Consider the following 14,870-nt stretch of genomic DNA (forward strand, 5'->3'; position numbering starts at 1 on the left):
CGAGGAGGACGCCGTGGGGGATGCGGGCGCCGAGGAGGTGGTAGCGCTCGGGGTGGCGCAGGAAGTCGACGACTTCCTGCAGGTCGGACTTGGCCTCGTCGCAGCCCGCGACATCGGCGAAGGTGAGCTTGATCTGGCCCTCGCTGATCACCGCCGCCTTCGACTTCCCGAAGTTCCCCGCCGCCCCCTCACCACCGCCGGGTCGGCGGAAGAGCAGGACGAGCAGGGCCACGATCAGCAGGCCGGTCAGCAGGCCGCTCACCAGCGTGATCACGCTCAGGCGGGGGGGCGCGGCGTAGGTGACTTCCACGCCCGCCGCCTCCAGCCGGGGCAGGGCGATCAGGGGATCGGCAGCCAGGGTGCGGGTCTGGAACGCTTCCCCGTCGTCCAGCCGACCCGTCAGCAGGGCAGTGTTGTTCTGAATCTGCACGGTCAGTGTCGCGACCTTGCCCGCCCGCAGCGACGCCGCGAGGTCGTCCAGCCCGAGTTCGTCCGGGCGGCCGCGGGGACTCAACACGATGATCAGGAGCAGGAGCGCCCCCACCGCCGCCGCCAGTCCCCAGCCCCAAGCGCCGCGCTTCACCCGCGTGCCCCCCGCCCCCGGCCCTGTGTCATGCCCCAGTGTAGGCCGACTGGGCCGGGAAACTTTGGAAGAGAACTAGCGATGTGAATGAGCGAGCTGTCCCACAAGGTTGAGCACAGGGCACTCAAGTCTATTGACATCTCCAAACTGTAGCCTTATGCTGTCTGCAGTTCAGAACTGCTGTTCACCCGGCAGCAGAATCTTACGTATGTATCCCTCAATTCTCTTTCCCAAGGAGTCATCATGCCTAAAGCTGTCGGAATCGACCTCGGTACCACCAACTCTGTGATCGCCGTGATGGAAGGCGGACGCCCCGAGGTCATCGTGAACGCCGAAGGCGCCCGCACCACCCCCTCGGTCGTGGCCTACAAGGGCGACGAGCGCCTCGTCGGGCAGATCGCCCGCCGTCAGGCCGCGCTGAACCCCAAGGCCACCCTCTTCGAGGTCAAGCGCTTTATCGGCCGCCGCTGGGACGAGATCCGCGAGGAAGCGGGCCGCGCTCCCTTCGTGGTCAAGGAAGGCCCCGGCGGGTCGGTGCGGATCGAAGTCAACGGCCAGGACCTCGCTCCCGAACAGGTCAGCGCGGAGGTACTGCGCAAGCTCGTGCAGGACGCCTCGGCCAAGCTCGGCGAGAAGATTCGCGACGTGGTCATCACCGTGCCCGCGTACTTCGACAATTCGCAGCGTGAAGCCACCAAGCAGGCGGGCGAGATCGCGGGCCTGAACGTGCTGCGCGTGATCAACGAGCCCACCGCCGCCGCGCTCGCCTACGGCCTGGAGCGCAAGGGCAACGAGACGGTCCTGGTGTTCGACCTCGGGGGCGGCACCTTCGACGTGACCATTCTCGAACTCGGCGACGGTGTCTTCGAGGTGAAGTCCACCTCCGGCGACACGCACCTCGGCGGCGCGGACTTCGACCAGCGCCTCGTGGGATGGCTCGCGGGCGAGTTCCAGAAAGAGCACAACTTCGACCTGCGCAAGGACCCCCAGGCCCTCCAGCGCCTGATCGAGGCGGCGGAAAAGGCCAAAATCGAGCTGTCGAACGCCTCCGAAACCACCATCAGCCTGCCCTTCATCACCTTCGACCCTGAGACGCGCACCCCGCTGCACCTGGAGCGCAGCCTGACGCGGGCCAAGTTCGAGGAGCTGACCGCCGACCTGCTGCGCCGCGTGCGGCACCCGGTCGAGCAGGCCCTCTCGGACGCGAAGCTCAGTGCCTCGCAGATTGACGAAGTGATTCTGGTGGGCGGCTCGACCCGCATCCCGGCCGTCAAGCGCATCGTGCAGGACATCATCGGCAAGACGCCCAACGAGTCGGTCAACCCCGACGAGGCCGTGGCGCTGGGCGCAGCGGTGCAGGCGGGCATCATTCAGGGCGACTCCAGCCTCGGCGACATCGTGCTGGTGGACGTGACCCCGCTGACGATGGGCGTGGAGGTCAAGGGCGGCATGATCGCCCCGATGATCACCCGCAACACCACGGTCCCCGCCAAGAAGACCGAGATCTACACCACCGCTGAGAACAACCAGCCCGGCGTGGAGATCAACGTGCTGCAGGGCGAGCGCCCGATGGCCGCCGACAACAAGTCTCTCGGCCGCTTCAAGCTCGAAGGGATTCCGCCCATGCCCGCAGGCCGCCCGCAGATTGAGGTGACCTTCGACATCGACGCGAACGGCATCCTGCACGTGACGGCCAAGGAAAAGACCAGCGGCAAGGAAGCCTCCATCCGCATCGAGAACACCACCACCCTCGACAAGAGCGACGTGGAGAAGATGGTGCGCGAGGCCGAGCAGAACGCCGAGGCCGACCGCCAGCGCCGCGAGAAGGTCGAGAAGCGCAACAACCTCGACTCGCTGCGGGTGCAGGCCATGACGCAACTCGACGAGAACGCCGGGGCAGCGCAGGACGCCAAGGACCGCCTGAAGGCCGCCGCCGACGAGGCCGAGGAAGCCGTGCGCCTGGACGACGACAGCCGCATCGAGAGCGCCCAGAAGCGGCTTGAGGAGGAACTCCGCACCTTCATGACCGCCGCGCAGCAGGGCGGGCAGGGTCAGGACGGCGCCGCCCAGAGCCAGGCCCAGAAACAGGACGACGACGTGATCGACGCGGACTTCAAGCCCGCTGACTGAGCCGAGCGTCCACTCCAGACCACACATCGAGGGGAGAGGACGGCTGACAGGCCCCTCTCCCCTATCTTCACACCATGTTTCGCAGACGGGGGACCCCCATGACCCAGGACGACCAGAACCAGACCACGCCGCAGGCCGAGCAGACTACCCAGGACCGCAAGAAGACCGTGGACGCCGACACCGGCACCGAGATTGACACCGACCTCCCCACCGCCGAGACGGACAACCTTGAAGAAGACCTTGACGCCGCCGGATTCCCCGGCATGGACGAGGGCATGTTCGCCCAGGTGCAGGAGATGATGGGCAAGCTCGCACGGGCCGACGAGCTGGAAAAGGAGAACGCCGAGCTGAAGAACCGGCTGGGGCGCCTCGCCGCCGACTTCGAGAGCTACCGCCGCCGCACCCAGGAGGACGTGGACGCGGCGCAGGGGCAGGGGGTGGCGAAGGCTGCCGAGGCCCTGATGCCCGTGTATGACGACCTTGACCGGGCGCTGAGCATGGGCACGGGCGACCCCGCCAAGCTGATTCCCGGCATGCAGGCTGTCCAGAACAAGGTGCTGCTGGTCTTCAGCGGGCTGGGCCTGGAAGTCACCGGGCGCGAGGGCGAGGTCTTCGATCCCCGCTGGCACGAGGCGATTCAGGTCGTCCCTGCCGACGAGGACGACGTGATCGTGCAGGTTTACCAGCTCGGCTTCCGCATGGGCGACCGCTCGGTGCGGCCCGCGCGGGTGGTGGTGGGGAAGAAACAGTGAGCACCCCGTGGTCAGCCGCCAGCCCTTGACGACTCTGTTCCCGCTGGCGGCTGGCCGCTGAACGCTGGAGGCTCCCTATGGCATACCAGGATTACTACAACGTCCTCGGCGTCACGCGCGGCGCCTCGGACGCGGACATCAAGAGCGCGTACCGCAAGCTCGCAAAGGCTTACCACCCCGACAAGAATCAGGGCGACGAGAAGGCCGCCGACAAGTTCAAGGAAATCGGGGAGGCGTACGCGGTCCTCTCCGACCCGGAGAAGCGCAAGCTCTACGACCAGTTCGGCCACACCGGGCAGGTGCCGCCGGGCTACGGCGACGCGGGCAACTTTCAGGGCGGCGACTTCGCGGGCTTTGATCCCTCGCAGTTCAGCGACTTCTTCCAGGGCCTGTTCGGCATGGGAGGGCGGCGGGGCGGCGGCTTCCAGGGGGGCACGGGGGGCTTTCCGGGCGGCGGGCAGGTCAACCTCGACGACCTGCTGGGCGGCATCGGCGGCACCCAGGGGCGGAGATTCGTGCAGAACGTGGAGGGCGAGTTGCAGGTCACCCTGCAGGAAGCCTTCACCGGGTCCGACGAGGTCATCAACGTGGACGGCAAACGCCTCGCCCTGCGCGTGCCCGCCGGAACGCGCGACGGCTCCCGGCTGCGGCTGGCGGGACAGGCGCCGGGGGGCGGCGACGTACTGCTCACCATCCGGGTACTGGAAGACGCCCGCTTCGACCTGGAAGGCGACGACCTGATCACCACAGTGGACGTGCCCGCTCCCGTCGCGGCGTTGGGCGGCTCCGTCACCGTGCCCACCCTGGGAGGCAACGTGACCCTCACCGTCCCGCCCGGCAGCACCGGGGGCCGCCGCATGCGCCTGCGTGGGCAGGGCTGGCCGAGGCGGGACGGCACGCGGGGCGATCTCTATGCCCGGCTGAACCTGACGGTGCCGCGCGACCTCACCGACGAGGAACGGGAGCTGTACCGCAAGCTGCGTGACCTGCGTCCGTGAACCGTCCAACGAGAAGGGCCGCCTCTTCACCGGGCGGCCCTTCTGCCGTGTGCGGTTACTGGGGATCGGCGCTGGGCTGGCTGACTCCTTGCAGGGCGGTCTCGTCAGCGTCCCCACCGGTACGGACGGCGAGGTCCCCGAGGCTGACCATCCCCACGACCTTGCCGCCGTCCGTGACGGGCAGGCGGCGAAGCTGGCGGTCGGCCATCTCGCGGGCGGCCTCCTGCACGTCGGTGTCGGCCTCCATCGTGAAGACGCTGCCGGTGGTGTAGTCGGTCACGGCGGTGCCGTAGTCGTGACCGTAGGCGACGGCCCGAATCACGATGTCGCGGTCGGTGATGATCCCGCTGGGGTGGTCCCCATCCATCACCAGCACGGCCCCGATGTCCTGTTCGAGCATCAGGGTGGCGACTTCCTTGAGGGTGGCCTGGGGGTCCACGGTCACGGGGCTGGACGTCATGATCTCGCGAAGGGTAGGCATGAGGGGACCTTACTCCGTGAAAGCGCCCGGTCCGGTGGGAGAGAGCTAAAGGGGCCGAAAGAAGAGGAGAAGGCGCGTGGCCCTCTCCCCTGTCCCCGACTTGCAGCTCAGCGCATCAGCCAGTCGAAGCTCGTCTTCATCAGCAGGGCGCGGCTCTGGGGCGTCAGGCCCTCCAGTCCGAAGCCCATGTTGACGGTGCGGTAAGCGCCCGCATCGTTGGCGACGATGGCTCCGGCATTCTCGCCCGCGTTCTGGGCCGAGATGCGCGGCGCGGGGGTCTGGGCCTGGGTCCGGGGCTGCCCGCCGAAGATCTGGTTCAGGAGGCCGCCGATCAGATTCGCCGCGAGGCGCTCGACCAGCCCGCGCGGGTCCTGCACCTTCTGCCCGGCACGGGTGGTGTTGGGATCCACCCGGATGCTCTGGGCGGTGATGGTGCCCGCCGTGGCGTTCGCGCTCCCCCACGAGGCGACGACCTGTGAGCCGCTGAGGTCCGCAATCACGTCGGGGTAGTACTGGTTGCCCGCGCTGCCCGCCGCGTTCAGGGTGAAGGCCGTGTTGCCAAAGGCGCCGCGCGTCACGAAGCGGGGGTTGCCCGAGCTATCTGCCACGAAACGGGTCTTGAGGGTGCCCGTGTAGAAGGCGCTGCCCCCGATGTCGTAGCCCACGTCCTGCCCGGTCACGAGGAGGCGGCCCCCACCCGCGAGGTACTGGCGCAGCGTGTTCTGGTCCTGCGCGGTCAGGGTGTTCTGGTACTGCTCGCCCGTCGCCCACAGCACCACGTCCACCCGCTGCATCTCAGAAAGGGGCACCGCGCCCTGGGTCTGGGTGTTCCACACGAAGGCGCCGCCCGCTGCCGCGTTGGCCCGGATCGCGTCGCGCAGCGCGGCCGTCACGTCGGCGCCCTGACCCATGTCGTCGTCCACAAGCAGGACGCGGGGCTTGGTGCTGCCCGCAGGCGGCGTGGGCGTGGGGGCCGGGGTGGGCGCGGGAGCGGGAGCCGGAGCCGGCTGAGCCGCGACGGGCTTGATAAAGCAGCCCTTGCGGACGCCGGGAGCGGGGTCACTGCCCCACTCGGCCACCGTGCAGTTGAAGCCGTCGGTGCCGATGCCTGTCAGGTAGCGCCCGGCCGTCCCGAAGGCCGCCTCGCGCTGGCCCTTGAAGTCGCAGAACCCGCCTTCCACCGCACACAGGTCGAAGCCTGCCGGTCCCGTGGGGTTGGCCGGAGCGGGGGCCGGGGTGGGTGCCGGAGTCGGCGTAGGGGCGGGAGTCGGCGCCGGAGTGGGAGCGGGCGTCGGGGCCGGGGTCGGCGTGGGGGTCGGTGCCGGAGTGGGCGCCGGGGTCGGCGCGGGCGTCGGGGCCGGGGCCGGAGTGCCCGCCGTTACGCCCAGCTTGCCCAGCGCTCCGGGCACGCTGATCAGCCCGTAGCCGACGTTGTTGTTCTTGCTGCCTGCGTTGCTGGCGGAGGTGTACAGCGCGTTCTTGATCGCGTCCACGCCCGTGCCCGGCTTGGCCGAGAGCATCAGCGCGACGGCGCCCGCCGCGATGGGGCTGGCCTGAGAGCTACCGCTCAGCGCTCCGTACTGCCCGTTGGGGAAGGAGCTGGTGATTGCCACGCCGGGAGCAGCGATGTCGGGCTTCACAAAAACGCCGTTGATCTGTCCCTGCCACGCAACCGGACCCCGGCTGCTGAAAGACGCGACCTGCCCGTTCTGGTCCACAGCCCCGACCCCGATGGCGTCGGGGATGTTGCCAGGGCTGCCCGTGCTGCCTGCGGTCGGGCCAAAGTTGCCGATGGCGAACACGGGCGCCACGCCCGCCTTGAGCATGTTCTGCACCGGCACGATGAACTCGTCGTATGTGCCGGGAATCCCCAGGCTCATGTTCACGACCTGGGCGCCGTCGTTGGTGTCGGCGTTGTTGTCGGGGTCGAGCACATACTGCATCCCCGCGATCACCTGCGCGAAGGTGCCCTCGTTGTTGGGGAGGACCAAGGCACTGATCAGCCGGGCTTCGGGGGCCACGCCCACCGTCTTGCCCGCGATCAACCCGGCGGTGTGGGTGCCGTGGTTGGTGGTGTCGCGCGGGGTGCTGCCGATGCGGTCGCCTTCTGCGTTGAACTCGGCGAAGGCGGCGATACGGCCCGCGTACTCGGGGTGGTTGGGGTCAATACCGCTGTCGAGGTGCCCTACCCGGATGTTCTGCCCCCGGAAGCCCGAGGCCCACGCCTGGGGCGCCCCGATGCTCTGGAGGTGCCACGGGGTCCCGGTCGGCGCCGAGGCCGCGCTGAGGGCCGCCGCGCGGGGAATCTGCACCTTGAAGTTCTCGAACACCGCGTCCACGAAGGGCAGTGCCGCGAGCGCCCGCGCCTGCACTGGGGTCAGCGGCAGGAAGATGCTCTGGTCGAGCCACAGCTGGGTGACCCGGCCCGAGTTCACGGCCTGGTTGATGAACCCGGCGGCGGGGCCAAGCTGCGCGAGCCGCGCCTGAAGCTGCTGGCGCGAACTCTTGAACAGCGCCCGGCCCCGGTCGGTGTTGCTGAACTTGAAGCGCACGATCACGCCCGTGGGCGTCTGGTCGCCGCGCTGCGCCCGCTGCAGCAGCGTGGGCGAGAGCGTTCCAGCCTCGGCGAGGCTGGCGCTGCCCAGCGTCAGGGCGGCGCCAAGCAGCAAAGTGGCCTTGGTCTTGGTCATACCCGGCAGCCTAGCGGCCTCCCCGTGACGCCCCCTGAAGCGGACGTGAGGACGCCTTGAGGCGGCGTCAGGGGCGGGTCAGTCGCCGGGGGTACCCGGCACCGGGAGCCTGTTCTCCCCGGACCGGGCGCTGGCTGGATTCCGTTGCGGCGTGTGCCGGGCGACGACGCGGCGGAGCGCCGACCTAGCGGGCGTACTGCACGATCACGCGGCCATCGCTGGTGCGGCCATTCATCATGCTGAAGCGGGAGACACTCAGGACCGTCTGCCCCCCCTTGAGGGAAACGAGCTGCACAATCAGGTTGATGCCGTTTTGCGTGTAGGGGTTGTTGCCGCGCAGGTTCCACTCGAAACCGCTCTGCACGTCAAGCGCCCGCTCCTGGGCGTTGTCGGCCGCAAAGATCTGAGGCTTGCCAGAAAATCCCTCGGGAGCACGCAGCTCACCGGTCAGCAGGTCGATCTCCAAGCCGCGCAGCACCCCGTCCAGACCTGCCACGTCCCCGAAGCGCAGGCGGCTGCCCTCGCGGGTCGCGGGGAGCTTGATCCGCTTGCCCGTCGGCGCGAGTGCGGGCTCGAACAGCAGGTAGCTGTCGAACTCGGCGCGGCTGATGCCCAGCCGGGGGTCGTAGGCGAGCTTCTCGCCGCGCTGGAACTTGTTCATGATCGTCCGCAACGCCTCCCGGTCGCCCCCCAGCTCCGCGACCCGGCCGGTCAGGGTCATGATGAGGCGGCTGGCCTGCCAGTCCATCAGCTGGGCGCTCTGGCCCGGCTGCGGCAAGAGGCCCACCAGCCGGGTCAGCCAACCGCTCGGCAGCGGCATCCCCACCGGGGCAGCCTGGACCCCCACTGGAGCCAGGGCCACACTGCCCAGAACCAGCAGCATCAGGGAAAAGCGAAGGGCGTGCATGCCACGGCGGAGCATACGCGCCCAGGGTGAGAATTTTCCCCCACCCGCGCCTCATATGACCCCACCCTGCCGTCAGACGGGCGTCAGCCTGGGGGGGGATCGGGGGGTCAGGCCTTGCCGACGCTGCCCAGCACCCGCAGCTTGTGCTCGACGATCTGGCTCATCAGGTCACGGGCAGGGCCAAAGATCTTGCGGGGGTCGAACTCCTTGGGGTTTTTCTGGAGGGCCTCGCGGATGGCGACGGTGCTGGCGAGGCGCAGGTCGGTGTCCACATTGACCTTGGCGATGCCGTGCCCGGTCGCCCGCTGAAGATCCTCGTCCGCGATGCCCGCCGCGTCCCCGATCTCGCCGCCCCCGTCACGGAACCGCTGCACGATCTCGGCCGGAACGCCGGAGGAGCCGTGCGCGACGAGCGGGATGGTCGTCAGCGAGGCGATCTTCTCGATGCGGGCATGGTCGATGTAGGGACGGCCCTTACCCTTGTACGCCCCGTGCGAGGTGCCGATGGCAATGGCGAGGTAATCGGTGCCCGTCTGCTCGATGAACTGCACGGCTTCCTCGGGGTCCGTCAGGAAGGCGTCCTTCTCGTCCACGACGATGTGCTCCTCGATGCCGCCGAGGCGCCCGAGTTCGGACTCCACGCTGATGCCCATCGCGTGCGCGGCCTCCACGACGCGGCGAGTCTCCTTGACATTCTCCTCAAAGGGGTGGTGCGAGGCGTCGATCATGACTGAGGTGAAGCCCATCTTGATCGCCTTCAGCGCCGACTCGTAGGACGAGCCGTGGTCGAGGTGCAGCGCGACGGGCACGGTCGCCCTGTGCGCGAGGTCGATGACGATGTTGGCAAGGTCCTGGCCGCCGTACTTGATGGCACCTTCCGACATCTGCACCATCACGGGCGCCCGCAGCCGCTCGGCGGTGTGAATGATCGCCTGGGTGATCTCCATATTGTTGGTGTTGAACGAGGGAACGCCGTAGCGCCCCGCGCGAGCGGGAACCAGAATGTCGTTGCCGGTGACGAGCATGAGTCCTCCTTGGGTGGGCCTTCCCGGTAGACCGAGTGGGCCGGAATGTGCCTCAACATCCTAACCCGGCCGGGTCCAGCGTCCCCGGACACCCGGCCGGGACTCAGGCGGGCAGGGGTAGGATGGACCCATGACCCCCACCCTCCCCACGCGGCCCGACGTGGACTTCGCGGCCCGGTTCTCGGCCCGTGCCGGGCGCATGAGTGTCAGCGCCATCCGCGAACTTCTGAAGCTCACGCAGCGCCCCGAGATCATCTCGTTCGCGGGGGGCCTGCCCGCCCCCGAGCTGTTCCCGCTGGACGCGATCCGCACGGCCGCCAACACGGTTCTCGACCGCTACGGCCCCGCCGCCGTGCAGTACGGCACGACTGAGGGCCACCTGCCGCTGCGCGAGTGGATCGCCGCCCAGACCCCCGGGCTGACGCCGGGGCACGTGCAGATCGTGACCGGCAGCCAGCAGGGCCTCGACCTGCTGGGCAAGATTCTGATTGACGAGGGCGACGTGGTGCTGGTGGAAGCCCCGACCTACCTGGGGGCGCTGCAATCCTTCCAGCCCTACGGCCCGCGCTATGTGGAGCTGCCCACCGACGAGCACGGCATCGACGTGGACGCGCTGGAGGACGTGCTGAAGGCGCACCCGGCCAAGCTGCTGTACGCGATTCCCAACTTCCAGAACCCCACCGGGCGCACCCTGAGCCTGGAGCGCCGCCGCCGATTGGTCGAGCTGACCGCCCAGTACGGCGTGCTGGTGCTGGAAGACGACCCTTACGGCAAGCTGCGCTTCCGGGGCGAGGCGCTGCCCAACCTCTTCACGCTGGGCCTGGAGCACGCGGGCGGCGACCCCGAGCGCAACCACGTGCTGTACTCGGGGTCCTTTTCCAAGACGCTGGTGCCGGGGCTGCGCGACGCCTGGGTGCAGGGGCCGCACCTCATCATCGAGAAGCTGGTGCAGGCCAAGCAGGGCGCCGACCTGCACACGCCGATTTTCAACCAGATGATCATCACCGAGCTGGTGGCAGATGTGCTGCCGCGTCAGATCGAGATCGTGAAAAAGGCCTACGGCGAGCGGGCGCAGGACATGGTGGGCCGCATCCGCGAGCACTTCCCGGCGGGGGTGCAATTCACCGAGCCCGAGGGCGGCATGTTCCTGTGGGTCACGCTGCCGGAGGCGCTGGACACCACCGAACTGTTCCCGCGTGCCCTGGAACGCGGCGTGGCCTACGTGCCGGGCCGCCCCTTCTTCGCGCTGGGCGGCGGGGCCAACACCATGCGCCTGAGCTATTCCAGCGCTGGCCCCGAGCAGATCGAGCGCGGCATCCGGGCGCTGGCCGAGACGTTCCGGGAGGCGATGGACTGAGTTGGAGACGGGAAGAGGAGGCCTCCGCGTGGGGGCCTCTTTTTCGTTCACCCGCCGGGCCAAAGCCTGTCATGCTGCGCGGGTGATCTCGCGGCGCAGATACTGGAGTTCGCTGGGGCTTGTGGCGCTCGTTTCGGGAGGGCTGGGGTGGTTCGTGCCGCAGGTGGTGGATGCGTTCACGCCCACCCGTCAGAAAATGTTGACCCAATTCCTCAGCGCCAATCTGGGAGGGCATCCCGACTTTGCCGCGTTCGGCGTGATCGAGGATGACCGGGCGTTGCGAGTCTCCGTTCTCAACCCAACCGGGTTACGAACTGTTCTACCCGCCGAATATGACGAGCTGACGCAGGGAGCCCGGTACGACCCTGACTGTCTCGGGGCATGGCACATCCTGCTTCAGGCCACGCCGCCACATGGGGACGACCCCGGCTACACCGACTACCGGGAATGGCGCTGGCCCGTCACCGTGGAATTCGGGGCCACCCGGCCCGGCACGGTGGAAGCCCACCTGAAGCGATTCTCTTTCCCTGCCGCCGTATGGCGCACCCCCGGCCCCCCCGCCCAGTGCCGCCTCTGACTCCCCAGCCCCGCTATCATCCCCCCGATGACCCCGCCGCCGACCCCTCCCGAGGCTCCCCTGGGCGTGTTCGACTCCGGTGTCGGCGGCCTGAGCGTGCTGGCCGAGTTGCGCCGGGCGCTGCCGGGACAGGACTTCCTGTATCTCGCGGACACGGCCCATGTGCCCATCGGGGGGCGGCCCGACGAGGAAATTCGTTATCTCACCGACCGGGCGGTCTCGGCGCTGCACGCGCGGGGGGCGGGGGGCGTGGTCGTGGCCTGCAACACGGCCTCGGCGTTCAGCCTGACGCACCTGCGGGAGCGGTACGGCCCGGACTTCCCCGTGATTGGCCTCGTGCCCGCCGTCAAGCCCGCCGTGGCCGCCACGCGCACGGGGGTGGTGGGCGTGCTTGCCACGCCGGGGACCCTGCGCGGCACGCTCCTCAAGGACGTGATCGAACGCTTCGCGCACCCGGCCGGAGTGCGGGTCCTGACCGCTGTGAGCGCCGAACTCGTGCCGCTGGTGGAGGCGGGGCAGGCGGGGGGCGAGCGGGCGCGGGCCGTGCTGCGCGAGGTGCTGACGCCGCTGGCGGGGGCGGGGGCCGATCAACTCGTGTTGGGCTGCACCCACTATCCCTTCCTGGCCCCGAGCATCCGCGCCGAGTTCGGGGACACCTTCGCGCTGGTGGACTCGGGGGCGGCGGTGGCGCGGCACACCCGCAACGTGCTCTCGGCGTCGGGAAGGCTGCGGGAGGGGACGGGGGGCGGGCACGTCACCTACCTCGTGACGGGGGACCCAGCGGCGGCGCGGCCGGTCATCGCTCTTCTCATGGGCGAAGACGGGCACAATGTCACGGTGCAGCAGGTGACGACTTGACCTCTTCCCCCTCTTCCCGGCTTCCCGTGCGCGAGGGCCGCGACCTCCTGACCCCCCGGCCGCTGACGCTGGAGCGGGCCATCAACCCCCACGCGCCCGGCAGCGCCCACCTGAAACTCGGGCGCACGGAAATCCTGGCGACCGTGAGCATCGAGGACAAACCCGCCCCCCACATGCGCGGCAAAAAGGAAGGTTGGCTGACCGCCGAGTATGCCATGCTGCCCCGCGCCACCACCGACCGGCAGGCCCGCGAGCGCAACCTGCAAAACGGTCGCCGCCACGAGATTCAGCGGCTGCTCGGGCGGGCGCTGCGGGCCAGCATCGACCTGCGGCACTTTCGCAACCAGACCCTCTACGTGGACTGCGACGTACTGGTCGCCGACGGCGGCACCCGCGTCGCCAGCGTGCTGGCCGGGTACGCTGCGCTGCACGACCTGTGCGACCGCCTGATCCACTCCGGCACGCTGACCGAGTGGCCGCTGGTCCACACGGTCGGCGCCGCCAGCGTGGGGCTGGTGGGCGACGAATTGCGCGTGGACCTCGACTACGCCGAGGACAAGGTGGCGCGGGCCGACCTCAACGTGGTCGCCACCGCCGGGGGGCTGGTCATCGAGGCGCAGGGCGGCGCGGAGGAAGGCCCCATCTCGCCGGAGGAGTACGTGCGGCTGCTCACGGCGGGCGTGGAGGCGGTGGGCGGGCTCCTGCGGGAGCTGGAGCGGCAACTCTAGGCGAACCACCCTGGCTGGGCCGCGCCCCTATACTGACCTTTCAAGCCAAGGAGGCCACATGAGCGTGACGGGAGCCATTGGGCGGGCGCTGCTCGCCAGCATCTTCATCAAAAACGGGCTGGACCACCTTCAGAATCCCGAGCCCATCGTGCGGGCCACGCGCGGCGCGGAGATTCCCCAGCCCGAGCTGGCGGTCAAGGCCAACAGCGCCGTGCTAGTGGGCGCCGGAACGCTCCTCGCGCTGGGCATCGCCCCCCGCGCGGCGAGCGCGGCGCTGGCGATCAGCCTGGTGCCGACCACCGTGATCGGCCATCCCTTCTGGGACCGCGAGGGCCGCGAGCGTCAGCAGCAGCAAAACCAGTTCCTGAAGAACCTGGCCTTGTTTGGGGCGCTGTTGGCCGTGGGCAGCCGCCGCTAGGAGCGCTTACAGCTCCAACCCAGTTGGCGTCCGCGCCCCCGCCGGAATGGCCGTGACGAGCACCTCGTATTTGCCTGTCACGAAGACCTTGAAGCCCGCCTTTTGCAGTCCCCGGCGGGCTTCGGTCACGTCGGCGGCGAGCAGGCTGAGGTCGGGGCGGGCGAAGTTGCGGAGCCTCGCGCCGTAGCTCAGCAGCCCGTCGCGGTAGCGGGCATTGGGGTAGCCCAGCACGAAGCCCCCCGCAGGCGTGAGGTGGTGCCGCCGCAGGGCCGCGAGCAGCACGTCCTGCCGAATGCCGGGGCTCTGGAGCAGGCTCAGCGCGAGGATCAGGTCGAAGCGGCCTAACTCTGGACGGGGCAGGGTGGTCACGTCGAGTTCCAGGAAGGTGCCACCGGGATGCCGCCCCCGCGCTGCGGCGAGGGCCGAGGCGTCCAGGTCTACCCCGACGACTTCCAGCGTTCGGCCAGGAAAGGCCAACTCCAACGCGTCCAGTTCCCGGCCCCGGTTCACCCCCAGGGCGAGGACCCGGCCGCCCTCCGGGGGACTGACTCGGCGCAGGGCCTCCACCAGTGCGAAGAGGAACACCGGGTCTTCGAGCTTGTCGACCCGCGCCCAGCCGCCCCCCGCCCCGTAGCCCCCGGCGTCGGGTTCGGGTGTATTCGCCCAGGCCCGCAGCCGCAGTCGCACGCGCCCTTCCCCCGCCCGCTCCGGGGTGAGCAGGTGTGCTCCCAGCAGGTCCGCGAGGTCGGTCCAGGCTTGCCAGGGGCGGTGCAGGCCGTGCGCGGTCGCCTCCCCCGCGTAGAGGCCCAGCCCCAGGTCGGGGTCGGGAACGGTGAACGTGACCTCGCCCGCTTCGGCCAGAGTCACGCGGAGGGCGGGCAGGATCACGGACATCGGTTCGTGGGTGAAGTGCAGGGTAGCGGGTAGGGACACAGCGCGTCCGAGCCTACCCTGGGGTAGTTAAGTGGACCAAAGGACGCGGCCCAGACCGGGAAGGTCTGAGCCGCCGTGAGAGGAGTTGTCTCAGGGGCGCAGCATAGAAGCGAGCTGGCGCAGGCCGTCCTGATCGGCAGCGGGGGCCATCTGCGCGGCCTGCTCGGTGGCGTCGGCGATGGACGGCAGCATGGCCGCCGCGCCGTCAAGGTCACCGCTTTCCAGCATGGAGCGCAGGCTGGAGAGCTGCCCCGTCAGGGCGCCTCCCGCGCCGCCCAGGGTCTGCTCCCAGGCCGAGATATTGCTGATGGCGCTGCTGGCATCCAGGCCAGTCACGCCACCCTGAAGGGCTTGCAGGGTCTGCTGAAGCTGCTCATTCATCTCCCTACCTCCTTTTTGATGGTGCCCCGCCATCTCACTCCGCTGGGGCGGG

At 69.3% G+C, this 14,870-nt stretch carries 14 protein-coding genes and 1 pseudogene; 8 read left to right on the forward strand and 7 right to left on the reverse strand.

The window, feature by feature from the left end:
* Positions 1–583, reverse strand: a pseudogene (locus F8S09_RS16090) (ATP-dependent zinc metalloprotease FtsH); the annotation flags it as partial.
* Positions 584–826: 243 nt separating this feature from the next.
* Here F8S09_RS16090 and dnaK point away from each other — a divergent pair.
* The 3 genes from dnaK to F8S09_RS16105 all read left to right on the forward strand — a co-directional run bounded on the left by dnaK (position 827) and on the right by F8S09_RS16105 (position 4,463).
* Complete coding sequence (dnaK, locus tag F8S09_RS16095) at positions 827–2,713, forward strand: molecular chaperone DnaK (protein WP_152872488.1); 1,887 nt, start codon at positions 827–829, stop codon at positions 2,711–2,713.
* 98 nt (positions 2,714–2,811) lie between these two features.
* Positions 2,812–3,465, forward strand: coding sequence for a nucleotide exchange factor GrpE (locus F8S09_RS16100; protein WP_152872489.1), 654 nt, complete (start codon positions 2,812–2,814; stop codon positions 3,463–3,465).
* A gap of 77 nt (positions 3,466–3,542) precedes the next feature.
* The gene (locus F8S09_RS16105) at positions 3,543–4,463 is read left to right on the forward strand and encodes a DnaJ C-terminal domain-containing protein (protein ID WP_152872490.1); all 921 of its coding nucleotides are present in this window, start codon (positions 3,543–3,545) and stop codon (positions 4,461–4,463) included.
* Between the two features lie 55 nt (positions 4,464–4,518).
* Here the strand turns inward: F8S09_RS16105 and F8S09_RS16110 are convergent, their stop codons facing one another.
* The 4 genes from F8S09_RS16110 to fba all read right to left on the reverse strand — a co-directional run bounded on the left by F8S09_RS16110 (position 4,519) and on the right by fba (position 9,566).
* A complete protein-coding gene (locus F8S09_RS16110; protein WP_152872491.1) occupies positions 4,519–4,944 on the reverse strand; it encodes a CBS domain-containing protein in 426 nt (141 codons plus the stop codon).
* Between the two features lie 107 nt (positions 4,945–5,051).
* Positions 5,052–7,634, reverse strand: a complete 2,583-nt coding sequence (locus F8S09_RS16115) for a S8 family peptidase (RefSeq protein ID WP_152872492.1) — start codon at positions 7,632–7,634, stop codon at positions 5,052–5,054.
* 184 nt (positions 7,635–7,818) lie between these two features.
* The gene (locus F8S09_RS16120) at positions 7,819–8,541 is read right to left on the reverse strand and encodes a hypothetical protein (RefSeq protein WP_227978751.1); all 723 of its coding nucleotides are present in this window, start codon (positions 8,539–8,541) and stop codon (positions 7,819–7,821) included.
* A gap of 107 nt (positions 8,542–8,648) precedes the next feature.
* On the reverse strand, positions 8,649–9,566 hold the full coding sequence (gene fba, locus F8S09_RS16125) for a class II fructose-1,6-bisphosphate aldolase (protein ID WP_152872494.1): 918 nt from the start codon (positions 9,564–9,566) through the stop codon (positions 8,649–8,651).
* Positions 9,567–9,696: 130 nt separating this feature from the next.
* On the opposite strand from fba, the gene F8S09_RS16130 reads away from it, so the two are divergent.
* The 5 genes from F8S09_RS16130 to F8S09_RS16150 are packed head-to-tail and all read left to right on the forward strand — an operon-like array spanning position 9,697 to position 13,504.
* The gene (locus F8S09_RS16130; RefSeq protein WP_152872495.1) at positions 9,697–10,923 is read left to right on the forward strand and encodes an aminotransferase-like domain-containing protein; all 1,227 of its coding nucleotides are present in this window, start codon (positions 9,697–9,699) and stop codon (positions 10,921–10,923) included.
* 28 nt (positions 10,924–10,951) lie between these two features.
* Positions 10,952–11,500: a hypothetical protein gene (locus tag F8S09_RS16135; RefSeq protein ID WP_152872496.1), complete on the forward strand. Its 549-nt coding sequence runs from the start codon at positions 10,952–10,954 to the stop codon at positions 11,498–11,500.
* Between the two features lie 27 nt (positions 11,501–11,527).
* A complete protein-coding gene (gene murI / locus F8S09_RS16140; protein ID WP_152872497.1) occupies positions 11,528–12,358 on the forward strand; it encodes a glutamate racemase in 831 nt (276 codons plus the stop codon).
* Positions 12,355–13,086: a ribonuclease PH gene (rph, locus tag F8S09_RS16145; protein WP_152872498.1), complete on the forward strand. Its 732-nt coding sequence runs from the start codon at positions 12,355–12,357 to the stop codon at positions 13,084–13,086. Before murI ends, rph begins: the two co-directional genes overlap by 4 nt.
* Positions 13,087–13,144: 58 nt before the next feature.
* A complete protein-coding gene (locus F8S09_RS16150; RefSeq protein ID WP_152872499.1) occupies positions 13,145–13,504 on the forward strand; it encodes a DoxX family protein in 360 nt (119 codons plus the stop codon).
* A gap of 6 nt (positions 13,505–13,510) precedes the next feature.
* Here the strand turns inward: F8S09_RS16150 and F8S09_RS16155 are convergent, their stop codons facing one another.
* Both F8S09_RS16155 and F8S09_RS16160 read right to left on the reverse strand, forming a co-directional pair.
* On the reverse strand, positions 13,511–14,398 hold the full coding sequence (locus tag F8S09_RS16155) for a methyltransferase (protein WP_152872523.1): 888 nt from the start codon (positions 14,396–14,398) through the stop codon (positions 13,511–13,513).
* 129 nt (positions 14,399–14,527) lie between these two features.
* The gene (locus tag F8S09_RS16160) at positions 14,528–14,818 is read right to left on the reverse strand and encodes a hypothetical protein (RefSeq protein ID WP_152872500.1); all 291 of its coding nucleotides are present in this window, start codon (positions 14,816–14,818) and stop codon (positions 14,528–14,530) included.
* Positions 14,819–14,870: the final 52 nt, after the last annotated feature.

The sequence above is a fragment of the Deinococcus terrestris genome, assembly GCF_009377345.1.
Lineage (GTDB): Bacteria > Deinococcota > Deinococci > Deinococcales > Deinococcaceae > Deinococcus > Deinococcus terrestris.